The sequence below is a fragment of the Borrelia hermsii DAH genome (genome assembly GCF_023035675.1).
Lineage (GTDB): Bacteria > Spirochaetota > Spirochaetia > Borreliales > Borreliaceae > Borrelia > Borrelia hermsii.
In genome coordinates, this window is the sequence record NZ_CP073136.1 from 307,118 (window position 1) to 332,664 (window position 25,547).

General features: G+C 29.4%; 26 protein-coding genes. 2 read left to right on the forward strand and 24 right to left on the reverse strand.

Going from position 1 to position 25,547, the window contains the following annotated elements; all coding sequences use genetic code 11:
• Positions 1–9: 9 nt before the first annotated feature.
• The 19 genes from hslU to bhDAH_RS01565 form a co-directional block, all read right to left on the reverse strand.
• Positions 10–1,362: an HslU--HslV peptidase ATPase subunit gene (gene hslU, locus bhDAH_RS01475; protein WP_043924418.1), complete on the reverse strand. Its 1,353-nt coding sequence runs from the start codon at positions 1,360–1,362 to the stop codon at positions 10–12.
• Entirely contained in the window at positions 1,362–1,904 is a 543-nt protein-coding gene (gene hslV / locus bhDAH_RS01480) for an ATP-dependent protease subunit HslV (RefSeq protein ID WP_012422070.1), read from the reverse strand. The genes hslU and hslV overlap by 1 nt, the downstream gene beginning before the upstream one ends.
• A 9-nt stretch (positions 1,905–1,913) precedes the next feature.
• Positions 1,914–2,858: a DNA-processing protein DprA gene (gene dprA / locus bhDAH_RS01485; protein WP_012422071.1), complete on the reverse strand. Its 945-nt coding sequence runs from the start codon at positions 2,856–2,858 to the stop codon at positions 1,914–1,916.
• Between the two features lie 5 nt (positions 2,859–2,863).
• The gene (locus tag bhDAH_RS01490) at positions 2,864–3,553 is read right to left on the reverse strand and encodes a tetratricopeptide repeat protein (protein WP_012422072.1); all 690 of its coding nucleotides are present in this window, start codon (positions 3,551–3,553) and stop codon (positions 2,864–2,866) included.
• Positions 3,554–4,750, reverse strand: coding sequence for a cell division protein FtsZ (gene ftsZ, locus bhDAH_RS01495; protein ID WP_043924419.1), 1,197 nt, complete (start codon positions 4,748–4,750; stop codon positions 3,554–3,556).
• Positions 4,751–4,770: 20 nt separating this feature from the next.
• Positions 4,771–6,012, reverse strand: coding sequence for a cell division protein FtsA (gene ftsA, locus bhDAH_RS01500; protein ID WP_012422074.1), 1,242 nt, complete (start codon positions 6,010–6,012; stop codon positions 4,771–4,773).
• Positions 6,012–6,755 (reverse strand): cell division protein FtsQ/DivIB, encoded by a 744-nt coding sequence (locus bhDAH_RS01505; protein ID WP_012422075.1) that lies wholly within the window; start codon positions 6,753–6,755, stop codon positions 6,012–6,014. Before bhDAH_RS01505 ends, ftsA begins: the two co-directional genes overlap by 1 nt.
• Positions 6,756–6,794: 39 nt before the next feature.
• Positions 6,795–7,889, reverse strand: a complete 1,095-nt coding sequence (gene ftsW / locus bhDAH_RS01510; RefSeq protein ID WP_043924420.1) for a putative lipid II flippase FtsW — start codon at positions 7,887–7,889, stop codon at positions 6,795–6,797.
• Between the two features lie 16 nt (positions 7,890–7,905).
• Positions 7,906–8,961: a phospho-N-acetylmuramoyl-pentapeptide-transferase gene (mraY, locus tag bhDAH_RS01515; RefSeq protein WP_012422077.1), complete on the reverse strand. Its 1,056-nt coding sequence runs from the start codon at positions 8,959–8,961 to the stop codon at positions 7,906–7,908.
• Between the two features lie 17 nt (positions 8,962–8,978).
• Entirely contained in the window at positions 8,979–10,370 is a 1,392-nt protein-coding gene (murF, locus tag bhDAH_RS01520) for a UDP-N-acetylmuramoyl-tripeptide--D-alanyl-D-alanine ligase (RefSeq protein WP_043924421.1), read from the reverse strand.
• A gap of 18 nt (positions 10,371–10,388) precedes the next feature.
• The gene (locus tag bhDAH_RS01525; protein WP_012422079.1) at positions 10,389–10,670 is read right to left on the reverse strand and encodes a hypothetical protein; all 282 of its coding nucleotides are present in this window, start codon (positions 10,668–10,670) and stop codon (positions 10,389–10,391) included.
• Complete coding sequence (rsmH, locus tag bhDAH_RS01530; protein WP_012422080.1) at positions 10,663–11,556, reverse strand: 16S rRNA (cytosine(1402)-N(4))-methyltransferase RsmH; 894 nt, start codon at positions 11,554–11,556, stop codon at positions 10,663–10,665. Before rsmH ends, bhDAH_RS01525 begins: the two co-directional genes overlap by 8 nt.
• On the reverse strand, positions 11,549–12,370 hold the full coding sequence (locus bhDAH_RS01535) for a hypothetical protein (protein ID WP_012422081.1): 822 nt from the start codon (positions 12,368–12,370) through the stop codon (positions 11,549–11,551). The genes rsmH and bhDAH_RS01535 overlap by 8 nt, the downstream gene beginning before the upstream one ends.
• Before the next feature lie 5 nt (positions 12,371–12,375).
• The gene (locus bhDAH_RS01540) at positions 12,376–13,371 is read right to left on the reverse strand and encodes a hypothetical protein (protein ID WP_233417549.1); all 996 of its coding nucleotides are present in this window, start codon (positions 13,369–13,371) and stop codon (positions 12,376–12,378) included.
• A gap of 99 nt (positions 13,372–13,470) precedes the next feature.
• Entirely contained in the window at positions 13,471–14,229 is a 759-nt protein-coding gene (locus bhDAH_RS01545) for a hypothetical protein (protein WP_012422083.1), read from the reverse strand.
• A 23-nt stretch (positions 14,230–14,252) separates the two neighbouring features.
• Positions 14,253–15,911 carry a DNA repair protein RecN gene (locus tag bhDAH_RS01550; protein ID WP_012422084.1) on the reverse strand — a complete coding sequence of 553 codons (1,659 nt, stop codon included), beginning with the start codon at positions 15,909–15,911 and terminating at the stop codon, positions 14,253–14,255.
• A gap of 37 nt (positions 15,912–15,948) precedes the next feature.
• Positions 15,949–16,785, reverse strand: coding sequence for an NAD(+)/NADH kinase (locus bhDAH_RS01555; protein ID WP_043924423.1), 837 nt, complete (start codon positions 16,783–16,785; stop codon positions 15,949–15,951).
• Positions 16,775–17,305 carry a chemotaxis protein CheW gene (locus tag bhDAH_RS01560; protein WP_012422086.1) on the reverse strand — a complete coding sequence of 177 codons (531 nt, stop codon included), beginning with the start codon at positions 17,303–17,305 and terminating at the stop codon, positions 16,775–16,777. The genes bhDAH_RS01555 and bhDAH_RS01560 overlap by 11 nt, the downstream gene beginning before the upstream one ends.
• Before the next feature lie 22 nt (positions 17,306–17,327).
• Complete coding sequence (locus bhDAH_RS01565; protein WP_043924424.1) at positions 17,328–17,921, reverse strand: SAM-dependent methyltransferase; 594 nt, start codon at positions 17,919–17,921, stop codon at positions 17,328–17,330.
• A gap of 53 nt (positions 17,922–17,974) precedes the next feature.
• Here bhDAH_RS01565 and bhDAH_RS01570 point away from each other — a divergent pair, with 53 nt between their 5' ends.
• A complete protein-coding gene (locus bhDAH_RS01570; protein WP_012422088.1) occupies positions 17,975–19,021 on the forward strand; it encodes a polyprenyl synthetase family protein in 1,047 nt (348 codons plus the stop codon).
• Positions 19,018–19,701: a tetratricopeptide repeat protein gene (locus tag bhDAH_RS01575; RefSeq protein ID WP_012422089.1), complete on the forward strand. Its 684-nt coding sequence runs from the start codon at positions 19,018–19,020 to the stop codon at positions 19,699–19,701. Before bhDAH_RS01570 ends, bhDAH_RS01575 begins: the two co-directional genes overlap by 4 nt.
• Here bhDAH_RS01575 and bhDAH_RS01580 read toward each other — a convergent pair.
• The 5 genes from bhDAH_RS01580 to bhDAH_RS01600 form a co-directional block, all read right to left on the reverse strand.
• The gene (locus bhDAH_RS01580) at positions 19,688–20,494 is read right to left on the reverse strand and encodes a membrane protein (RefSeq protein ID WP_012422090.1); all 807 of its coding nucleotides are present in this window, start codon (positions 20,492–20,494) and stop codon (positions 19,688–19,690) included. The two genes, bhDAH_RS01575 and bhDAH_RS01580, sit on opposite strands and share 14 nt — an antisense overlap.
• Positions 20,495–21,427: an ABC transporter permease gene (locus bhDAH_RS01585; RefSeq protein WP_012422091.1), complete on the reverse strand. Its 933-nt coding sequence runs from the start codon at positions 21,425–21,427 to the stop codon at positions 20,495–20,497.
• A complete protein-coding gene (locus bhDAH_RS01590; RefSeq protein WP_012422092.1) occupies positions 21,424–22,881 on the reverse strand; it encodes an ATP-binding cassette domain-containing protein in 1,458 nt (485 codons plus the stop codon). Before bhDAH_RS01590 ends, bhDAH_RS01585 begins: the two co-directional genes overlap by 4 nt.
• A gap of 3 nt (positions 22,882–22,884) precedes the next feature.
• Positions 22,885–23,949 carry a BMP family ABC transporter substrate-binding protein gene (locus tag bhDAH_RS01595; protein ID WP_012422093.1) on the reverse strand — a complete coding sequence of 355 codons (1,065 nt, stop codon included), beginning with the start codon at positions 23,947–23,949 and terminating at the stop codon, positions 22,885–22,887.
• Between the two features lie 452 nt (positions 23,950–24,401).
• Positions 24,402–25,493: a hypothetical protein gene (locus bhDAH_RS01600; RefSeq protein ID WP_012422094.1), complete on the reverse strand. Its 1,092-nt coding sequence runs from the start codon at positions 25,491–25,493 to the stop codon at positions 24,402–24,404.
• Positions 25,494–25,547: the final 54 nt, after the last annotated feature.

A 25,547-nucleotide genomic window follows, 5' to 3' on the forward strand; every position in this document is an offset into this window, starting at 1 on the left:
TGCTTTTTACTATATTATATAATAATTTAAATCTTTTTGTTCGTTAATTTTTACTTTTTCATTAACATAGTCCAAGTTTATTTCAATTTTCTTTAACTTACTACCGGGTGCTTCAAAAAAAAGATCGGCAAGAATCTTCTCCATAACTCCATGCAACCTTCTAGCGCCAAGATTCTCTCCCTCAAAATTCATATTAAAGGCAAGCTCAGCAATTCTATCAATTGCCTCTTCACTAAACGTTAAAGTCAAATTATAAACCTTAAACATCTCAATGTATTGTTTTATTAAAGAATTCTTAGTATGCTTTAAAATATTTTTGAAATCACCCACACTCAAACTCTTAAGCTCAACCTTAATTGGAAACCTACCCTGAAGCTCTGGTATTAAATCAGATGGCTTTGATAAATTAAAAGCACCTGCAGCAATGAATAAAATATGAGAAGTATCAATGATTCCATATCTTGTATTAACCTTAGACCCTTCAACAATTGGCAAAATATCTCTTTGAACACCTTCTCTAGATACATCATTTCCGGTTCTATTTTTAGTAACTATCTTATCGATCTCATCGATAAAAACAATTCCCATATTCTCAACTCTCAATTTAGCAATCTCTACAATATTTTCATGATCAACTAACTTTTCAAGTTCCTCAGATATAATTATCTCCCTTGCTTTTTTTATTTTTAATTCCTTTCTTTTCTTCCTATCAAATATATTATTAATCAATCCTCCAATACTCATATCAATCTCTTCAAAATTACTACCAGAAAATATTTCTATAGTAGAAACGGGCATTTTGCCTGAAACATAAACATCAATAAGACTGTCATCAATATCCCCATTTCTCAATTGCTTCCTAAATTTATCTCTTAATTTTTCACGAACTTTGTTCTCTTCATCACTTGCATTATTATTCTCAGAATTCTCAGAAGCTTTTAAAAGTTTGTCAATTATTCTCTCCTCAGCCCGCTTGCTTGCCTCTTCGCGAACAGAATCGTACATCTCTTCCCTTACCATATTAACTGCAATACTCATTAAATCACGAATCATAGATTCAACATCACGACCTACATAACCTACCTCGGTATATTTAGTAGCTTCAACTTTAATAAAAGGGGCCTTAATAAATTTTGAAAGCCTTCTTGCAATCTCAGTTTTACCAACCCCAGTTGAACCAACCATAATAATGTTTTTAGGCATAACATCATCTCTTATTTCCTTGGGAAGCTTAGATCTTATATATCTATTAACAAGAGCAATCGAAACCAACTTTTTAGCCTCAACTTGTCCTATTATATACTTATCTAATTCTGCAACAATCTCTTTAGGCACTATATTTTGATTTTCAATCTTACCCATCAACTAATCTCCTCAAGCACAATATTTGAATTTGTATATATACAAACTTTTGCTGCCACCTTTAAAGACTTAAAAGCAATATCAGCAGCACTTAATTTTTTATTTTCCATATAAGCAAGCGCCGCTGAATATGCATAATTTCCCCCACTACCAATTGAAATTACATCTTCTTCAGGTTCAACAACATCTCCAGTACCTGAAATTAATAAAATATTCTCAGAATCAGCCACAAGCATCATTGCCTCAAGTTTATGAAGTATCTTGTCAGATCTCCAATCTTTTGCAAGCTCCACAGCGGCTCTTTTAATATCAATAATTCCATCTTCTCTAGCTTTAACCTTTTCTTCAAACTTCTCAAAAAGAGTAATAGCATCAGAAGTTGAACCTGCAAATCCTGCTAAAATCCTTCCATTAACTAACTTTCTTATTTTCACAGCATTGGATTTTAAAACAGTATATCCAAAAGTTACCTGCCCATCTGCTGCTACTGCAGTTTTTCCTCCCCTTCTTATTGCAATAACTGTAGTTCCTTTAAAACTCATGATGTCCCCCTATTTAGATATTTCATTTAGCAACTCATTAATAAGCATACTCGATGTATCTTTGCCTACACAACAGGCTTCTAAGTCATCACTAATTTCAGGCTCATTATACTGAACATTTAATATCTTATAAAGATCTGATACCGATTTTATCTCTTGGGCTCCAGAATCATATAAAGTCCTAGAACCATCACCAGAATAATCAATATTATAAACATAAATATCAAGACCCAAATCAAGTCCAAGCTCAGCAGTAATTAAAGCTCCTGATTTTTTTGGCGCACAAGTGATAAAAACAACGTCTGAAAGACCAGCTACTATTCTATTCCTCTTTGCAAAAAAATAACTCTGTATATTCTCATAAGGCAAAGTCTCAGTAAGAACGCCTCCACCATTTTCTAAAAGACGAGTAACATATTTTCTATTTTGCTTTGGATAAATATTATCAATATCTGTTGCAATAACTGCATATGTTCTTTTTTTCTCATTAATTGCACCAAGATGTGCTGCAATATCAGCTCCTATTGCAAATCCAGATATTACTTCCACATGATTCTTAGCAAGATGCGATGATAACTCTTTAATCTTACCTATCAAAGGTATACTGATTTTTCTTGAACCAACAACAGCCCAAGACAAAGAATTAGAATCTGGAAGATTGCCCTTATAATAAATAGCAAACGGGGGATCATAGATCCTTTTAAGCTTTAAAGGATAATCCTTAGATCCAAGAAGCACAACCTTTGCACCTGTTCTATTAATAATTTCTTGTTGTAACTCTATTAATTTAATATCTGGAAGCTTATGAGTTTTCCTAAAATACCTAGATAAATAATTAGAAATATCTCTTAAACTTAACTTACAAAGCTCACTTAAATCAAAGTCATTAAAAATCCTAAGTTTTTCTTCACCTTTTAAAAACTTTAAATTATCAACATAAAGCAATTTGAACATAAAAACTACTTAAAATCATTCATTATTCTATCAACTCCCTCTATTTGCTCTTGAGTTGAAGCTTTATCCTTTGCCTTTTTATAAAACAACAAAGCATTATTAAAATCACCAAGAGAATAATAGTTTGCACCCCTCAACATAAAAAACTCAAAATAATTCTCTCCCATAGACTCAAGCCTACTTAAATATCCCTTAGCTTCTAACTGTTTATCAAGATCATAAACATACATAGTAGAGAGAGCAAAAATAGCTTCCTTAAAATCATCTTTAATGGAGATTGATTTTAAAAAAGAATTCTCAGCAAGAATGAAATATTCTTTGATTTTGTCTCTGGCTTTCATCCCCTTAGCTAAACTATAAGAAGAAACCCCTATATAAAAATGAGATAAATAATTATCTATGCCATGTTCTAAATTTTTATTAAAATACTCAATAGCAGGTCCATATTGACCAAGCTTAATAAATTCAAGTCCAATCAAACTAAAAAATCTAGCCTTTTTATCAATGGAATTTACTATTTTTAAAATATTTTGCTCTTCTTTATCAATAAATTCTTTATAAACTTCAATTTTTTCTAACGAACCACCACCTGCTAGCTCTATTTCTCTTATTCTAAGTCCAAGATTTACTTTTTCCTTAGATTCATCTCCACAAGATATAACCAAAAACAAAAATATTGACACCCATCTTTTCATTCAATTGTCGCTATTTTTTTTATTTAAATTTCTAAGAAATGTGGGAACATCAATATCATCTTCAAAATAATTAACGTTTTTTGACTTCGCTATAAAATTATCATTAGCCCCATAAACACCCCCCGAAGCATCCTGACTGCCTGACATCAAGCTATCAAATTCTTTTGAACTTAAAGTATTATTTTCAACAGCAACAGATAAATCTTTCTGCTTTTTAGAAGAAAAACCAGTAGCAACAACTGTAACATAAATCTCATCATCAAGGTTTGAGTTAATTGCATGCCCATATATTACGGTAGCTTCATCATCAACACTAGCAGTAATTATTCCCATAATCTCTTCAAGCTCAAGCAAAGAAAAGTCCTCACCCCCGGTTATATTAACAAGAAGACCTTTAGACCCTTCTATTCTAACCTCTTCAAGCAAAGGATTACTAATAGCAGAAGTAGCCGCATCAACAGCCCTATTCTCGCCCTTGCCATAACCAATACCCATTAAAGCATCGCCTTGTCCTTGCATAATACTCTTAACATCAGCAAAATCAATGTTAACTTCGCCGTGTTCAATAATAAGACCTGCGATTCCCTGCACACCCATCCTTAAAACATCATCAGCCCTCTTAAAGGCATCCTTAATTGTAGTTCGCTTATCAACAACAGTTAAAAGTTTTTGATTTGGAATAATGATTAAAGTATCAACAGATTTTCTTAAATTATTTATTCCCTGTTCAGCAAGTCGCATCTTTTTAGGACCTTCAAATTTAAAAGGCTTAGTAACAACTCCAACAGTTAAAATTCCAAGTTCTTTTGCCACTTGAGCAATAACAGGCGCAGCTCCTGTTCCAGTCCCTCCACCCATCCCAGCAGTAATAAACACCATATCAGCACCTGCTAGATGATTTTTAATAATATCAATATCTTCTTCTGCCGCAGCTTGCCCAATCTCAGGCCTCCCACCAGCTCCAAGACCCGCAGTAACCTTGGCGCCAAGAGCAATCTTTATTGGCGCAATAGAAGTTTGAAGAGCTTGAAGATCAGTATTTGCTACAATAAATTCAACATCTCTTACTCCATATTCAATCATACGATTAACAGCGTTGCTACCGCCACCGCCTGCACCAATTACTTTAAGAACCGTAGGATTTGTAGCAGAATCAAACCTTTTTGAATGACTATCAATAATATTATAATCTTTCATTAAACTTCCTCCATGACTGGTCAAAACCACTCCTTCAAAAACCAACCTTTCAATTTTGAAGATATTTTACTTTGTCTCTTAGATTTATTATTTCCTTTCTTTAATTTATTGAATTTTTGCTGTTCATGCTTATAAAGAACAAGACCAAGAGCTGAGGAAAATTTAGGATCAATATACTCCTCTCCAACCCCACTAATATTCATTGGAAATCCTATTCTTGATGGATATTTAAATATCTCTTCTGTTAAATTAGAAATACCGGGGAACAAAGCTCCTCCTCCAGTTAAAACAATTCCTCCATTAATCTTATTATAAAGCCCTCTTTTCATTACTTCAGCTTTTATTATCTCAAAGATCTCACTTAGCCTTGAATTAATTATTATAGCCAATTCTTTTCTACTTTTCTCTTGGGGCGGCCTGGTTCCAAGATTAGGAATAATAACACTCTCCATTTGACTCTCAAGGGCAGAAATATGAGCAACACCAGCTGTTACCTTAATATTCTCAGCAACATCCTCAGGCACCTTCCATACTTGCGCAATATCAAGAGTAACTCTATTTGCACCGATAGGAATGACTCCAGTATAATAAGGAGAACCATCAATATAAAGAATTATGTCAGTTGTACCTTTACCCATATCAACAAACAAAACCCCCATTTCCCTCTCTTCCTTAGATAAAGTAGCATAAGATGATGCCAAGCTTCCAAGCACAACTTCATCAACAGAAAAGCCAGCACGATTTACACATCTAACTAAATTCTGACTCGAAGAACTAGATCCCGTAATGATATGCACTTCGCCCTCAAGGCGAATTCCCATCATATCTATTGGATTCTTTATATGAGGAATTCCATCCACAATAAATTCTTGAGGAATTACATGTAAAATTTCCCTATCCATCGGGATCACAATTGCCTTAGCAGCTTCAATAACACGCTCAACATCTTCATTATCAATCTCCCTGGTTTTTGAATTTATTGCAACAACCCCACGAGAATTAGTACCCTCAATGCTACTACCCGACATAGAAACAGAAAGAGTGGCAATATCACACCCAGAAATAAGTTCAGCAGCCTCAATAGAATTAGAAATTGAATCAAGTGCCGCTTCAATATTTATAAGAACTCCTTTCCTCACACCTCTTGATACACTAGTGCCTATGCCTACTATTTCCAACTGATTATTCAAATTCACCTCAGCTACAACAGTACAAATTTTTGAAGTTCCAACATCCAGTCCTACTATCAAATCCCTAGACACTAATCTTCTCCTAACAAAATGATATCACCGCTTCTTAAATCAACGGTATCAGATCTTCCCTTAAGTAAATCAGATATCATGAATACTTTATGCATTGCGCTTATTAAATCCATATCCGTTGTTATTAATATCTTATTATATATATTTTTTATATACAAAAAAATCTTGTAATCATAAAAATTCAACTTCAAAAAACTAATTTCCGATATTAAATTATACAAAGTATCTTGATTTATTTTAACATAGTTAAGGTTCTTTATAATAGCCAGCATTCTATCCTCTAAACAATCACCAACTTCATTGCCATTTAAATTCAACCCACTAATTATAGGTAAATCATAAATTAAATCTTTACATTTCTCCAAAATTACACCGTCTGAAGCAATAAAATAGTAAATAAAACTACCATCAACATTCTCATAAGCAGTAACTATAGGAACTCTTTTCTCAATATTAATGCTAATCGTATTAGGAAATTTAAGTTCTACTCTCACATTCTGTACTCTTAAATCTCTCTTAATATTTCTTTCATAAATACTAACATCAGCATCATAATAATAAGTATTAGGCTTAATTCCTGAAATACTTAATATATCTTCCTTGGAAATATGAATATTATCATTAAAAGTAATGTACCTAATTAAAAAATAAGGGGAAATAAAAATAACAAAAATAATTTCAAGCAATATAAAAGAAATTATTATATAGATATATATAATCAAAAATTTTCTATAAATCAACATAAATTTAAGATTAAATTACCATTTTGATCAAATTTTAGACTATTTACCTTCAATATCTCTAGAAACATTTGCAATAAGCCCAGAAAGCGCCATCGTAACAACAATAGAAGAACCACCTGATGAAAAGAATGGTAAATTTATACCCGTAGGAGGCAAAAGTCCAATTGCAATTAAAATATTCATAATGCTTTGAAGGAAAATTGTAAGACTTGAAATAAATGCAATAAAAAACCTAAATCTGGTTTTAGCAAAAATGGCAACAAAATACCCAAAATAAAAAAATAAAAAAAATAACATAATAGCAAGACAAATCCCCAAAAATCCTAATTCTTCTCCAAGCACAGAAAAAATAAAATCTGAATTAGCCTCTGGAAGTCTACCAAGCTTTATCTCACCCATTCCAAGACCTCTCCCCCCAAGGCCACCACTCTTTAAGGCATTAAGTGATGCAATTATTTGATACCCTTTTCCTAAAGGATCATCATAAGGATTTAAAAATGCGAAAATTCTAGCAACCCTGTAAGGTTCAAATATTAAAAAAAGCATAGAAATTGGAATAAAAGTAAACAAAATAGCAAAAATATATCCCAATGATATTCCAGAAACAAATAAAACAATAAAAAAAAGAATAGCAAAATAAATAGCCGTTGAATAATCATTTTGTAAAATTATGAGCAACCAAAAAATACCAAAAATTAACATGGGCTTGAGCCAATAAGAAATATTATTATCTGACTTTAATTTAAACTTACTCAAATAACTTGCAAGATAAATCGTAAAAGATACCTTAAAAATCTCTGAAGGCTGAATACTAATGCCTTTAAAAAAAATCCACCTTTGTGCTCCAGAAACACTAGGAGAGAAAAAAGTTGCTAAAACTAATATAAACGTTACAAGTAATACAATAGAAACAATTTTTTTTAAAAAATCTAAAGAAATCCTCTCAAAAACAAAAAATACAATAAAACTTAAAAAAAGATACTTAAGACGCATCAAGAATAAAAAATTAGGATCTCCTGTAAGTTCTAGACTTAAAAAAAATGAAGATGTATAAAATACAATAAGACCATAAGCAATAAGTGAACATAAAATAAGTAAATAACATTTTCTAAGAGAGACTTTCTCCACAAACATAACGACCAATCTAAACTCATCTAATTTTAAGAGTACTTAAAGCTATTATAGCAAATATTAAACCTATTATCCAAAATCTAATAACAACCTGTGTCTCAGACCACCCAAGCTCCTCAAAATGATGATGAAGTGGCGCCATTTTAAACACCCTTTTCTTAGTCTTCTTATAAACTGCAACTTGAATAATTACAGATAAAGTCTCAAGCACAAAAACTCCTGCAAGAATTGCAAAAAGAATCTCACTTTTTAAGATTAAAGCTGTCATTCCAAGAACTGCTCCTATTGAAAGACTACCAGTATCACCCATCATTATTTTGGCAGGATACGCATTAAACCATAAAAATCCAAAACTACCCCCAAGTAAAGCTCCAAGAAATATTACAAGCTCTTCAGAACCTTTAATATTTGGAATATTTAAATAAGTTGCAAAATCCACTCTACTTGTAAGATATGCAATTATTACTAGCGCTCCTGTTACAACAATACTAAGTCCAATAGCAAGTCCATCAAGTCCATCTGTCAAATTAAAAGAATTAGACGCTGATATTAAAATAAACATCCCAAATGGAATATATAAAACCCCCAAATCTAATTTGAGAGACTTAAAAAATGGGAAATAAATTATACTAATATGCTCTCCGCCAAAATAATAAAGCATAGTAACTGAAATACAAGAAAACAATATCTGCCCATAAATCTTAAACCGAGGATTAAGCCCATCTGCATTTTTTCTCTTTATTTTAAGCAAATCATCCATAAATCCCAAGCATGCAAAACTAATCATGACAAAAAGCACAATTAAAAAATAAACATTCCAAAGATTAATCCAGAAAAATAAAGAAACTAAAACACAAAAAAAAATAAGAATGCCTCCCATAGTAGGAATTCCCATCTTTTCACTTAAATGGCGTTTTGGTCCATCTTCCCTTAAGATTTGATCTAGTTTTAATTTCTTAAGTCTTAAAATAATAAATGGGCCAAAAATTAAAGCAAGCAAAAATGCAAAAATAGTAGCATAAGCGGTTCTAAACGTAATATAGTGCAACAATCTAAGTCCTAAAAGATCAAACATATCTCCCCCATTAATCCTTAAAGATAGTCAAGCACCCTTTCAAGTCTATTTGATCTTGACCCTTTAATAGCAATAAAACATCCAGACTCCAAATTATTCACAAAACAATCAATAAAATCCTCAAAATTACTAAAATAACATAAATTGTTTAAAGATAAATTTTCACGTCTTTTTACTTCTTGAAATTCTTCACCAATTAAAAATACTTTATCAAAATTCATTAAGATAACTTCTCGCATAGCTGTTTTATGTGCTTCATACGCAAATTTTCCAAGTTCTTTAAAAGAACCAAGAATAATAAATTTTTTACCCTTAATCTCAAAATCTAAAATCATCTCCTTTAAAGCCATAAATGAACCTAAATTACCATTATAAGAATCATTTAAAACCAAATAATCCTTTACTCTTAAAAGCTCTGCTCTACCCTTTTGGAAATCAGCATTCAGCAAACCATTACGAATCTCATTTTCGCTCATTCCAAGCAATAAAGCCAGATTAATGCAAGATATTGCATTAAAAATGTTATGCTTACCGGGCAATAAAATAGAATAATCAAATCCTTTATAAGTAAAATCATAAGAAAATTTATCATTTAAAAATGCAAATGACTTAATTTGAAGACTATTGAAATCAAAATAAAAAATATTAATCTCTGGACTAATAGATTTAGCTATTTCTCTTAAACGCGAATGATAAGGACAACTCTCATTTAAGATTACCATCTGAGTACTCTTAGTAATTATTTCACTCTTCTCAGAAGCAATCATCTCTAGATCTTCAAAAGCCTGCATATGAGCATAACTTATATTTGTTACAATAACGATTTCAGGCTCTAATATTTCAGAAAGAAGATTCATCTCTCCAACATAGCTGATCCCAACCTCAAAAACAGCATACTCTTCATCCCCCTCAGTTCTTAAAATACTCAGAGGCAACCCAATATCCGAATTCAAATTTCCCCAAGTCTTGCAAGTTTTATATCTCTCTGACAATATGCTGTAAAGCATTTCTTTTGTTGTGGTCTTTCCATTACTACCAGTAATAGCTATTCTCTTAAAATTCGTTCTTTTAATAAAATGCGCTGCCAAATTTTGAAGACACATGACTACATTACTAGTGAGCAAAAAAACCAAGCTCTCATCCTTATTTAAATACTCAACACACAAATGCTCATAATCCTTAGAGCAAACAAAACATTTAACACCAATATCAATTAAATATTCAACAAAAGAAAATCCATCTACCCTATCACCTTTGTACGCAAAATAAAGACTAGCTCCACTATTCTCATCATTTATCTCACGACTGTCAAGCGAATAAAATGATACTACTCTTTGCATACTGCTTAAATAACCAACAAATTTAACATCGCCTAAAGAATCTAAAATGTCTTTAATTTTTATATGCACCAAACACCCTCATAACTCCTATCGTTTAATAATATTTATATCCTTATTATCCTTTTTTTCTAAATTCAAATAATTTTGACTAAGCTCTTCTATCCTATCAATACTTTGAAGTTCATATATTACGGTTAATAATCTAAGGTTTTCATCAATAATATTACTTTGCTCATCATTTAAATCATCAAATTCGCGCAGCTTTACAACATATCTAAAATTAAGATAAATATTTAAGCATATTACAATTGTTAATATCAAAATCAATAAACAGTACAATCTAACTTCAATTCTTCCTATCTTACTCATATAACTTTCTTATGGCTCTAAGCTTAGCACTTCTTGAGGCATTATTGCATCTCTTCTCTTCAAAGCTTGCAATTATAGGCTTTTTAGTAAGTATACAATATTGTTCTTTACTTAAACCTTTAAAAAACTCTTTTACAATTTTATCTTCCAGTGAATGAAATGTAATAATAGCCAAGATCCCATTCCTTGATAAGCTTCCTACCCATAACGGCAAGCTTCTCTTTAAACGAAAAAGCTCATCATTAACATAAATTCTTAACGCTTGAAAAGTTTTAGTTGCTGGATTTATCTTAAGCTTTATTCTAGGATACGCTTTACTAATTATACCCTGAAGCTCTCTTGAAGTTTTTATTTTCTTAATCTTTCTATATTCCAAGATAGAACTAACAATTCTCTTAGAATAATGTTCACCACCAAACTCATAAATTAAGTTTTCAAGTCTTACCTTATCAAAAGTATTGACAATATCATAAGCACTAAGACCCCCAGCACCAGGATTAAGTCTCATATCTAATCTTTCATCTTCAAAAAAAGAAAATCCCCTACCACTCATTTTGTAATGAAACATAGAAATGCCAAGATCAGCTAAAATAAAATTGGCTTTACTACTTAAAGAATATTCACTAAAGAAATCATCAAACCAAGCATTAAAATATGAAACCTTTCCCTTAAATTCTACAAGAAACTCTTTTGCCCTATTTAAAATAATATCATCCCTTTCAATCCCAATCACACTTATGTTTTGATATTTCCTCAAAACCGCACTTGAATGACCACCTTCCCCAAGAGTGCAATCAACAAAAATAAATCCATCATTTACATATACAATCTCTAAAAGATTAATAATTTCATCAAGAAGTACAGGGGTATGAAAAATATTACCCATTAAGTGTAAACCTATAAGTTAAACTATTCTCGGTATTATAAACATCTCCATATTTGATCTTAATTTCGTTATGACCGCTAGTAAACTCAAGATTATTTATCTCAATATTCCCACTATTTCTTTTTATATTAAAAATATCCAAATTATAATTCTTATCTCCAGAAACAACATATGAATTATCATCTAAAGATATGCTTTGAAAATCAGCACGAAAAATACTGTTATTATTTAGGAATACTTCAAAATAATAAATACCATTAAGGGCTTTGGAAGCATTAACATCCTTTTTTGAAAAATTTAAAACAAGGCCATAATTACCCAATTCCAGATCCACATCCCCTTTTAACTCAAACATTGTATCATCCTTGCCTTTTAAAAAGATATTACTTAAAAAAAAGGAAGAATTAATATTTAGATTATTTTTATTCTTTATCACAAATAAAGGATTAACTATCTGTCCACTATACCGATCAACAACTACTACATCAAAAACTTTATTATCATTTAAAAAAACTTTCTCATTCTTGTATACAAAATCACCAAAAAACTCCAAATTAAGACCTAAATCTTTATCAAAAAGAATCAAAATACTCCCATCATATTCATTCGTCTTATTCCTGGAATACAAAATTTTATAATTATTTGAAAAAATAGAAAAGTGTGTATCTAAGGCTCGTAATTTTATACCAATATTCAAAGTATCATCTTTTGATTCTCCAAAATCACTCACCAAATCAAACTTCTCATCCTTGCCAAATTCCAAAAACGCATACAAATTAGAAAAACTAAAGAAAAAAAGAAAAGCAATTATCATTATAACTACAGCCCCAAATACTTTAAATCACTATCATTATTAAAATATAAAATTCCTTCATCAAATTCAACATATGAATTTATCCTATCTTTAAAAAAGATATTATCAAATAACTTATAAGAATCTACAGAATAAGTCCTTATATTGATTATACTACCATTCAAATCATAAAAATATATTCTATATACTCTAGAAAAAGAATCATACGAGGCTTTTAAAACAGAATTTTTATTGTAAACTCTAAAAGTTTTACCACTTTCAATATTAAATATTAAAAATGAATCTACAGTTTCAACAAACAAATTATAAAACTTATCAATCTTAAAAAAAGGATTAAAATCTTTAATCTTTAAATTATTCAAATAGAAAACCTGATTATATCCATCCTCCAAGTTAATCACCTCCAGAGAATATTCCTCATTCTCTCTTAGAATACATAAATATTTATTATCTAAGCTTAACTTAACGCATATAACTGGCAAGCCAATACCCAACAAATCACCACTATAAACCATCTTCCCACGCTTATAAACATAAGTCTTGCCATCAGAGAGTCCTAAAGCCAAAATATCATCATTATAATCAATACTTAATATTGAAGCTATAAACTTGAGAGATAAAATCTTGCTTCCATCTGCCCCATAAACTTCTAAAGCCCTATATAAATTATTTAAAGCAAAAATAACATTATTCTTTGTAAAAACAAAATCTTTATATGCCAAAGAAAACAAAAATTTATTTGTCTCTTTAGAAAATACAGAATAATTATTTTTAAACCTGTTAAGCACATAATAATAGTCTGAAAAACTTACTAAACGATCACTTATAACATGATAATAATGTTTATTTTGATCTAAATTTAAAATTTGATCTTTAATAAAAACATTATTCCTTGGAATAATATCAACTAAACTATAAGACCTCTTGAAGTGACTAAACTTATAAAAGGTCGAAATATCAATCGTTGACCTCAAAAGAGAATCAACTAAAACTATGAACATCAATAAAAAAATTACTAACAAAAAAAATTTGATTTTTCTAAATTTAGTTAAATTTTCTTTATAAAAATCCACACTTATTAACGTCTCCCTCTCCCAAGCTCACTTATTCTTGCCTAAATCTGACTGAAATTTAACAGACCAAACTTCATGAAATTTTGCAAACTTCTCAGCTATTTCCTTTTGAGAAGTAACAGTAGCTAAAATTTTTCCGGCCTGAATGTAATTTAAAATCTGCTCCGAGAGTCCATAAGCTCCACTTGCTTCATATCTTGATCTTAACAGAAATGCGCCTTCTTCTAAGAGCTCTAAAGATTTAATCAAATGAGCTAATTGAACCTTATAAAAAGGACTCTCAATAACTAAATTTTTTGAAAAATTCTTAAAATCAATGAAATTTTTAGCCAAAACAATAAATTTAAGATAAATATCTTCTAAAAAATGAATTGATTTAGAATCACCCTTGCTAAAATACATTCCCAAATCAATAAGATATCCCAACTTCTTAATAATCAAAAATCGCTCTTCAGGGTTTAAATTAATCACAGACTTGGCAGCCATAAGTTCGCCAACAGAAATAAGTAAAACAGGACTTACAAATGATGAAAAGCTAGAAATAAAATTAAAAAGATTTGTTCGAAAATCATAGTTAACCTTTAATCTAGGCCTTGTATAAAAATAATTTAATGACACAATATAACTTAGAACATTTAAATTTAAATTAATAAAATTAACTGTTACACTTGAATCCCGTGCAAGTCTACCGGACTCCTTTATATTTTTTATGTCGTTTAAAGTTTGCAAAATAAGATTATCAATAAACAAAATTTTTTGATAATTTTCATTATGCACTAAATCCATAAATACCCACTTATCACCAAGTATTACCTTTTCAAAAGCTCTTCAGCATGTCTAAAGCTAATATCATTAATGCTCCCACTAAGCATTCGGGCAACTGCTAAAGCACGGTCATTGCCCAACAATAAAGAAGCCTGAACAAAAGTCTTATCTTTAATACATTCTTTCTTTACTAAAATATGATAATCTGAAAGACTTGCAATATTGGCAAGATGAGTAACAACAATTATCTGCATATTCTCTGACAGCTCCTTTAAATACTTGCCTAAATCCACCCCAAACTCACCACCTATTCCAGAATCAATCTCATCAAATATAATAAGCTTATCCTCACCTACATTCTGAACACTCTTAATAGCTAACATTATTCTTGAAAGCTCGCCCCCTGACGCAATTCTATAAATCGGTTGGACTTTTAAACCAATATTACTAGAAATTAAAAATTCTACTTCATCCATACCTGTTAATTTAATTTCCCCTTCAGAAACTGACACAAAAAACTTTGCATCACCCATATTAAGCTTATGCAAAATCTTAGTTACTTCAGATGCAAAACTCAAAGCAACAGTTTGCCTAATACCTGAGATATCAAATGCCAATTTTTTCACCCTCTCAAACAAATCTTTTAACTTTTGCTCTTTCCCTAGCCTTTCAGTCTCAAAATTAAGTGACGAATTAATAATCTCATCACATCTCTTCCTCAATGCCATGACATCCTCAAGGCTTGGTCCATATCTTTTCTTAAGACGAGAGAGATCATACAAGCGGCTTTCTAATGATTCAATTTCCTTCTCATCATAGATCTGGTCAAAAAGATACCTACTATAAGCTTGACCAATATCCTCAAGTTCATAGTAAGAATTTTTAAGACGATCTTCAAGTTCAAAATAACTATTATTCATTCTTGAGAGATACTCAGCATCACAAATCACCTTTTTTATCTCACTTAAAGCAGAACCACTATCATTCAAACTTAAAACATCCTTTAAACTTAAGAGTGCATTGCATAAAGATTCATGATACTTAAGTTCATCTAACTTGATCTTTAAAATCTCTTCCTCACCTATCTTAGGACTAAGAAAATCTATCTCATCAATTATTTTATCACATTCCTCCCTACTATCTTTATGCAATTTCTCTTTTGAAGCAAAATCATCAAAAATCTTTAAGCATTTAATGTATGCTTCATAAGCCAATTTATATTCTTCCAATTGAGTATTTAAATTAGCATAATTATCCAAAATTTTCAGATTATTTGAGGGGTTTTTCAAAATTAAATACTGTTGATTTTGAGAATGCACCTCAATCAACATACTAAAAATTGACTTTAATACGGCACTAGAGATTGGTTCATTATTAATGTAATAATTACTCACAAGAATGTCTGAAGACTTAAATATAATTATTCTCTTTATAACAATAAAACCTAAAGCCAATATACCTTTAAAAGACAAATAATCCCTAACATCGTCATTTACCCTAAACTTAGCAAGTAAAACACACTCCTGCTCTCCATCAACAATTATATCATTCTTAATCTTTCCACCAAATAAATAATAAATTGATGACAACAATAAGCTTTTTCCACTTCCAGATTCACCCGTAAGTGCTACCAAGCTTGCACTTAACTTAATGGACACCTCTTTAATTAAAACAAAATTTCTTATAAAAAGTTCAACTAACATATAAAATTTAAAAATAAGTTATTATAAAAGCCATACCTTATAATAACTTATTTTTAAGCCTTCTAACAAAAGTATCTGTACAAAATGATGCAAAACGCAAACTTTTATTATCAAGTCCCAACTCAAAAACAATATCAACCCCGAATGTACCAATATTAACACCATCAACGAAAATTGATGCTGAATTTAACGCATATCCTTTCTGAAATGAAAGCGACAACTTACTCCCGCTTGAAAAAATAAAAGAACGATTATAAACAGAATGTGGAGAAATAGGAGTTAAGATAAAAGCCCTAAGATCTGATTCTAAAATAGCGCCACCTGCTGAGAAAGAATATCCGGTTGAACCTGTTGGGGTTGCAAATATTATTCCATCACTCCTATATGATAGAAAATCTTCCGAATTAACCCTAAGACTTACATAAATCAATTTATTAAGAGCACTAGAACGAATAATTACATCATTTAAAGCATATTTAGTAAATATATTATTTCCATTCTCATAAGCACTAATACTAAGCAAATATTTTTTATGAATAAATAAAGAATTATTGAAAAATTTATCTATTACTTCTTTAAAATCTCTGGGTTTTATGTCTGCTAAAAATCCTACTTTGCCCAAATTTATTGAAATAATTGGAATATCAATATCATTTTTCAAAAGCAAGCCACTAGCCAATAAAACTGTCCCATCTCCACCCAAAGTTATTGCAAAAATCAAATCAGCCTCGGTTAATACTTCTGAAGATTTATTAATCCCTGCAAATAAGCTTAAAACACCATATTTATGTTCTAGATATTTTTGTATTTCACAAGCAAGCACTTCAGCATCTGAATTTGAATAATTTACGTAAATTAAAACTTTACTCTTCATTGCTCTCCTTATATGGAATCCTTTCAAATTCACTCTTGTCAAATATCCGTTCAATATCAATTAAAATTAAATATTCACTCTCAAAATTTTCCTCATTCTCAATTCTAATAACACCGGATATGTACTTTCTATCCAAAGTTTGCAAGGTCGCAGGAGGTTCCTGCACCCTCGATACATCAAAGCTAATAACTTTTAGAACTTTATCTACAAATATTCCTAAAAGCTTATCTTTAATATTCACTATTAAATAACCTGTTAAAAGCTTATCTTCTTCTGTTGCATAAACAGAAGGGATTTTAAATCTAATATTTAAATTTATTAAAGGAATAACATTTCCTCTAAGATTATAAATACCCGTAATATAATTAGGAACATTGGGTATTGCATATATACCTTCCAAAGGCACTTTAATTACTTCTCTAATATGCTCTATTGCAACCCCATAACTCTCCTTGCCTATTTTAAAACATGCAACTTGCAAATGAGACTTTTTTTCTATAGCTTTTTCTTTTATAAACATATCCCAACACCCTTAAAGTAGCTTAAATATTTGTATCCAATTTAATAAAATCTTTAGATAAAAAATAAATTTCAAAAGAATTTTTCCGAACAGCTTTAGGCCTTATTTTTTTAACAAGCTTAAAACACCTCTTAAGCTTATAAAAAAGCTGTTCTTCCTCGCCTCCTTGAAAAACCTTAAGTAATAAATTCCCACCTCTTATCAAGATCTGGGACGCCAATTCAACTATTCTCATATTTAAATTAAAAGAATTGCTTGTATCAACTAATCTATTACCAGTAGTCTTAAAAGCTGCATCACTTATAATTAAACTATAAGGTGCAAAAGTTTTGATCTTTTCAAAAACCTCATCAATATATATATTACCCTTGATAAAATAAAAATTATTAGTAAAATTAAGATTTATGTCATTAAGGTCAACTGCAACGAGCACTCCATTTTTAAGCTTATTATAAGCATATTGAGAAAAACTGCCAGGAGACGCCCCAATATCCAATATATTGCCAGAAGAGAACAAAGAAAATCTCTGATCAATCTCGATTAACTTATAAACAGATCTAGCAAGATATCCTTCTTTTTTAGCTTTTTGTGAATACTTATCAACAACATTATACATATTGATTCTCTTCAATACACTCAATCATTATACTTTTTATTATAATTATTATTATGCAAAATAAATCATTTTTGGATAAGATCGAAAAAAATATTAATTATATATTCTCAAAAGATCACTTTCTCAATTTATTTAAAGATAAAGATTTAAAGCTAAAACTTAATATACAAGAAAGCACAATAAAGACCATTAAAGCCCCAGCTATTGAAATAATAAATAGAGGGGGAAAGAGAATAAGACCAATGCTAATGATTTTACTAGCATATGCACTAGGATATAACAACAGCAATACCAAGAATCTATACAAACTAAGCATGCTACTTGAATTACCTCATTCTGGAAGTCTAATTATTGATGATATAGAAGATGGTGCCATTAAAAGAAGGGGCAAGCCTGCTATTCACTTGATTTACGGACTAGATAATAGTATTAATACAGCAAATTTAATTTACTTTCTGCCTGCAAAATTAATACAAACTGCAAATTTAAAAACAAGTCAACAACTATTAATTTATGAAAATTTCTTCACCACTCTCTCAAATCTTCACCTAGGACAAGGAATTGACATCGCATTTCATAATGGAACATATATTCCAAACGTCGAAGAATATATATCTTTAGTTGAACTTAAGACAAGTTCACTTTTTGGAATGGCTGGATTTTTAGCTGGAATACTTACAAACAATGAAAATAAAGCAAAAAATCTTTACAACACATTCATGAAGCTTGGAACCTGTTTTCAAATAATAGACGATATTAAAAATATTAAAGATGGAATTAATGGCAAAGAATTTGGAGATGACTTAATTGAAGGGAAAAAAAGTCTGCCCATAATATATTTTTTAAAAGAGAAACAATTTGATAGGCAAATCATTCAAGAGTTAAGCAAAATTAAAAATAAACCTATAGATGAATCAAGAGAAGAAATATTAAAATTTAGCAATATGATCAACTCATCAAGTGCCATACAAGCGGCCTCAACTCTTGCAATATCGTACCTTAATAAATTTATAGAAGAGTTTAACTCATACGCATTGATCAACAAATATAAAGATATGATAATGGACATTGTAGAGAAAATAAAAGAGGAAAATTTATGAAAAAATATGCAATAATTCTAGTCTGGATGAACATCATTGCTCCTATTTATGCAACAATTCCTACAGAAGATATAAATAGCAATAAAATAATAGATGAGCTTTATACAAAATCAATATTACTCAAAGAGCTAAAAAAATATAACCAATCTAAATCATTATTAATGCAAATTATAAATAAAGATCCAAAACAAGTTGATGCATATTTACTGATTGCAGAATTAGAATACTTGATGAATAACTGGTTGCAAGCAATAGAACAAACAAAAACTTATCTACAAATAATTGATTTTAAAGATACAAAAAATTACCTTGATATTTCATGGGCATATTTTCTCATTGGAGAGTCAAGAAACTCAATGGACTATATAATTCAATTTATTCAAGATAATAAAGAATTACTAAATACTAACATATACATATTAATTGACACTATCTTAAAAAAAGGATTTTACCACTTCATACAAGATGAAGATTTAATGTTTAATCTAATAATTACTACTATTTTTCAAATAGAAACATATGATGACACCATATTCACAATTTTTCTAAACAATTTAGCTATCATCAAACAAATTCCTTTTTATGAATTTAATAAAATTAAGATCAAAGACCTAGAATTACAAATTAAGACCTTAAAAAAGATTAAAAACTCAATAAATGGTATTACTAAAATAACTTAGTTTTTCTAAAAAGTGCAACAAATATATTAATTAATATAGCCATATAAAAGGGCAATGAAAGGGCAAAATAAGAATTAACATAATCTTGAAAATTGAAAAACTTGTATTCAATAAATATCATCAAAAATGCACTTGGAAAAATAAGCCAAGGATTTGCAAATGCAATATATAGTATACAAATAGCAAGCCAACCATTATTTAATCCCAAATCATAAGAATAAACATTAAAATTTATAGCAAGAAATGAACCTGCAATACTTGCAGATATTACGGAAATAAAAATAGCAAAAGACCTAAAGTAATTACTAGTTTGCTCACCTAATATATTCTCATAATCACTTGAACGAATAAACTCAAAGACCACTCTAACTCTTGAATAATTTATTGCATAAATACTAAAACTTAAGAAAACGAAAAAAAATATAATAAAAAAAGTAACAGCAAAATTATTGGAAATATTTAAACTAAATCCTGGAATAAAATTGAAATTAGCTTTCATCAAAAGCCTAACTAAAAAATAACACAATATGTTAATTCCTATACCTGTTATAAAAATATTATAGCCATTTCTTACAAGAAAAGATAAAAAAACCCCAAAGATCAAACTAATAAAAATCGTCATAACAACTGCAACAAATATCCCATATCCCAAATAAATAAAAAGAGATGTCAAAAAAACAGCTAAAAAAGAAATTCCTTCAATAGATATATTTAAAAGTCCTACTCTTTCGGTATAAAGAGCTCCAAGTGCCAAATATGCGAATATTATAGAATGCACAAAAATAGCAAACATTTATTTTCTACCTGAATTAATTAAAAACAATGAGATAAAAATCGAAAGAGCTTGATATAAACCAATAAATTCAAATTTAAACGAATAATTGATTTTAAGATAATTATTAAATTCATTCAGCATTGCAAAAAACAAACTAAACCACAACACATACACATAATTAAATCCTGAAACTACAGCAATAACAAATCCATTCCAACCAAGTCCAGAAGTTAAGCCTAGAAATAAATAATTCTTAAAAAAAATTAAAAATATTGAACCCACAAGACCATTTAAAAAAGCACTGGTAAATACTGTAAAAAACTTATACTTAAACTCATTAATACTAAAAAATTTGCTTAGCGGCTTTCTATCGCTCAATATCTCAAGTTTTAATCCTAAAATAGTTCTCTTATGAATAAATACATAACATCCCCAAACCAAAATACTAAATAAAAACAAATATGGGAAAGCAGTATCAAGAGCAAATATCTTATCAATACTCTTTGTCTGATTTAAAAGTCCATTTGAACCTAAAAGCTTTGATATAAATCCATCAACTAATCTCTGATTTCCATAAGACATCAAAAGACCTGTAAGCATTCCATTTACTCCACAAAAAAATGTTAATAAAAAAGGCATAATGCCTATTATACCAACTAAAAATGAGCTTAAAATCATTATTAATACAAAATTAAAGTATGTAAGCCCACAAAATTCACAAAATACATATGATAAAAATGCTCCAAAATAAACTTGCCCTTCATCACCAAGAGTCAAACTGTTACTCTTAGCACAAGTTGAAATTCCTGTTGCAATTAATAAGAGCAAGATAAAGTTCCACAACATCACTTTCATATAAGAAAAACTAAAAAACCCATCAAAAAAATAGCTAATACCCAACACACTCAGCGAAAATATTAACAAAATATATTCCCTTTTAAATGCCCTCATATAAATAACATTTCCTTTAAAATTGCTTTGTTGATATATTCCCTTTTTAATCTCAATACAACCTCACCGGCCTTTATTGCTAAAATATCATCAGATAAAAGAAGTAGTTCATCTAAATTAGGAGTAATTAATAGTACAGGTTTTTCATTAGAAAAATGACGAATAAAATTAGATATCTCACTATATGCCCTATAGTCTAGATTACTAAGGGGTGAAAAACAAATTAAAAAGCTCTTTGTAATATATTTTTCTCTAAAAAGAGCAAGTTTTTTTAAAGTTCCGCCAGAGAATGCTAAAGATTTAGAATAAAAAGTCTTTAGTATCTTACTCTCACAATATTCCATATCATTTTTAAAAAATTTTTTAAGCTTATTAATAGTAGATTGCTTAATCAAAACTTCATTTTCAAAACTCATTATCTTGGCTAAAAAACTATCCAATATAGTCGTATTATCAGAAAACAAATTGCCAATTCCTAAAGGTAAAAATCCGGCCTTAAGCTCATAAAAATTAATATATTCATATCTATGCCCATTCATTTTTATGCACCCTACAAATGGAATCTTACCTAAGAATAATTTTTCCCATGTTTTTATTGCTGCCTCTTCTGCAATAATTCCTAAAACTCCTCTCTTCTTCAGAGAAAAACTAATATCATACTTCCAAAAATCTTCAAAAAATAAATTAAATTTTATCAAATCTTCATTTGGCTCACCACGCCTAATACTTGTAGAAATAAACTTATCAACAGGGATTTCAAGCTTGCTAAGCATTACTTCTTTATTTGTTGTTCTAAAGCATTTCCCATCTTTTAAAATAATAAATTCATCACTAAACTTTATGGCATCCCCAAGCTCTCTATGTGTAATAAAAAGAGAAGTAATGCCTGCTATTTTAAGGTCTTGAAGCAATTTAATAAACTCTTGGGCCTCTTTTTGAGAAAAATAAGCAACACTCTCATCAAAAATAATGATCTTTGCATTTTTTTTAAGGGAAGAAATAATAAGCAAAAAATATATTTCTTTAATATTTAAATCTTGTATTCTAGTCTCTAGTTCAAAAGCAATATTATAAAATTGTCTAAGCCATTTATAATACCCATAAGTCTTAGATTTATTCATTGGCATAAAAAATTGAGAATCAAACCAATAAATACTAAGATATTCCCAAACTTTTAAGTTCATATTAAGTTTTGGAATCTGCGACACAATATAAATACCATTGCTCTTTGCCACATCCACATTCCAGTTTTTCTGCCTATTATTGTTTACAAATACATCACCACTATCAAAATGAATAAATCCAGCTATTATTTTTGATAAAGTACTCTTACCTTCTCCATTCCTTCCAATAACAGTCAAAATTTTAGCTTCTTCAATCCTTAAATTGACACTATCTAGAATGGGTCTCTCGACATCTGGGAAAGATTTTACTATGTTTTTAAACTCTACCATAAATCATTCTAAATCTATTTCGATCTCAGTATCATTCATCTCTCTCATCTTTTCCTCAAGCCTCTCTTTAAGCTTTAAATCGGTCTTCTCTACATAAAACTTATTTAACAAATTAAATAAAACCCCCCTTTCTTTAAAGCCAAGGACTTTATAAGTTCCATATCTAATCTCGCCTTTAAGAGCCTTATCCAAGACTTTTTCTAAATAAAATCTTTGATTTGTAATTCCTGAACCAATAACATTATCTTTATTATCCAAATAATCTTCATCATCAAAAAGAACAGCAAAAACACCATGCTCACGAACTGATGAGAGAACTCCTTTAATAGCTGTACCCACAATTGGAAGAATTACAGAAACCCCTGAATCTAAAATTAAAGAATCAGATAAAACTTTCACCCTATTGCTATCATGCCAATTTCCTAAAGTTCTAAAGAACACTTCTGAATCTAAAATCTCTCTAATGCCATTTTTGAAATAAGGAAAAATATAATTATTCATAACAGGATATTCTTGTCCAGCAATCAAAGCAACATTTTTATTTGACAAATTAGAACCCTTTAAAAATAAACCCACGTAATAACCCAATATGTAAGCTTCTTCTGCAACATTATAAGAGAGTGAATACACTTGGGGATTAGTATTCTTAACTAAAGAATCAAAAAGCAAAAATTTAGTATAAGGATAATTTTGGGAAACCTTATCAATAATTCCTTGCATTACATTATTTGCCGTTATCAAAAAATCATAATTTTTAGAATTTAATAATTTTTCAAGTAATTCTATCCATTCATGCTGATTAAATCCAGCTTCAAATAACTTAATCTCAATATCACTTCTATTTTTTTTAAATTCAATCAAAAAATCATACATTACTTTATAAGAAGGCGAACCACTAATGACCCCGGGAATAAACAATGCAATTTTTATATTAGATGAAGACTTAAGCTCTTTAATTTTAAAGAAATTAATATAAACAAATAAAAATAAACAAATTAGTGAAATAAAAATCCAAAAGATTCTAAAAAAAAGAACTCTACGCACAGCAATAAAACACCTTTTTCTCATAAATTGAAATCAATCTTGATACTATGAGAACAAAATGGCATAAAATCAAAAACCTAAAATTCACAACACACCAACTTTTTCAAAAAAGTTTCTTTGTAAAAAGATATCATAAAAGACTCTATCACGTCCAATTTTAATACGGTTTTGATTAAATTTGATTAAAAACATAAGCTCTAGGTCAATATAACAAAAAATTAATGCAAGAAATAGTCCAAATTAAATTAAAATTACTAACCTTTAATAATGAATTTTCAAAATTCAAATACTTAAAAACAAGCATTATCATAATCACCTAGAATTCGTGATAAAACACTTAATAATTAATAAACTGAGCATCTCTCCCAAAAAATTGCACACAATAATGTTAAAACCTAACAAGCATTTATATCTTTAATAAATTTTAGTAAATTTCACCTCTAATTTTTTGTTTTGAAAAAAATCATTCATCAAAATCAAAACTCTCTAGGCTTTAACAAATAAAATTCATTAACACGTAAATTACTAGGAATATCACCATTTGTGCGAACTAAATACATCTTAAAAGAATGAATGGTTTTAAAAAACTTCTTTATTAGGGCAGATCGATTTTTTTTATAATCTTCTAAAAATTTTAAAATAAAGCCATGGGAGCTCAATCTATCAAACACATCAGAAGAATGCTTAACAATATTTTCTATAAAAAAAAACACATTGGCCAAATAAATAAAATTATTAAAAAGAATACCTATTCTACCTCTTAGATAATTGACATAATTTATCATGTCAACTCTATTTCCTAAGGTATAATTTTTATCCTCTAAACTCCACTTTGAATATATGGCATTAAATTTAGGATCTCTTACCAGAGAATCATATACAAAATCAAATCTAAAACTATCTTCAACATATTTTGAGAATATGTAAGTTGAACGCCTATTATTTAGAGAAATAAAATTCTTACGAGACATCTCTCTCAGATTTTGAATTACATTTTGCGACACAGAATCACTGGTTTTATATAAAAAAGAATTATCATCCCAAAGTAAAATACTAGTACCTGCTGAAATCCAATATTCATCCTTGTTATAATGCTTAAGAACACCATCAAAAACACTAACAAAATAATTATTAAAATATTCACAATTTACATAAAATTTTGCTGGAGCAACAGTCATAAAAAAATAATTATTTACATCAACAGAAAATGAGGAACCTTGAACAACCTCATAAATAGCCACTTCTAAACTTCCCTTAAATAAATATATCTTCGCATCCTGCATATCCTTAAGAGAAGAATAACAAACAAGACTATGCGTGTTAGAATACAAGGTTAAATCTGATGTAATACCATTTATTCCATATAAACCTATTTTAAGCTTAGAATTATCTCCCACTTCAATAAAATCATATTCAAAAATTTCATCTCCCAAATTTAATTTGACAGGAACAGCATTTCTTACAACATTAATCTGCCCTTCTATTTCTTTAATAGACGCTACTTGAGAGAATAATGCCACTTGCAAGAATAAAAGCACAAGGATAATAATATATGATTTCAAAATCAAATTTTCCTTCTTTATAAAATCTTATAAGCTTAATTATATCTTTTTTAAAAAGAT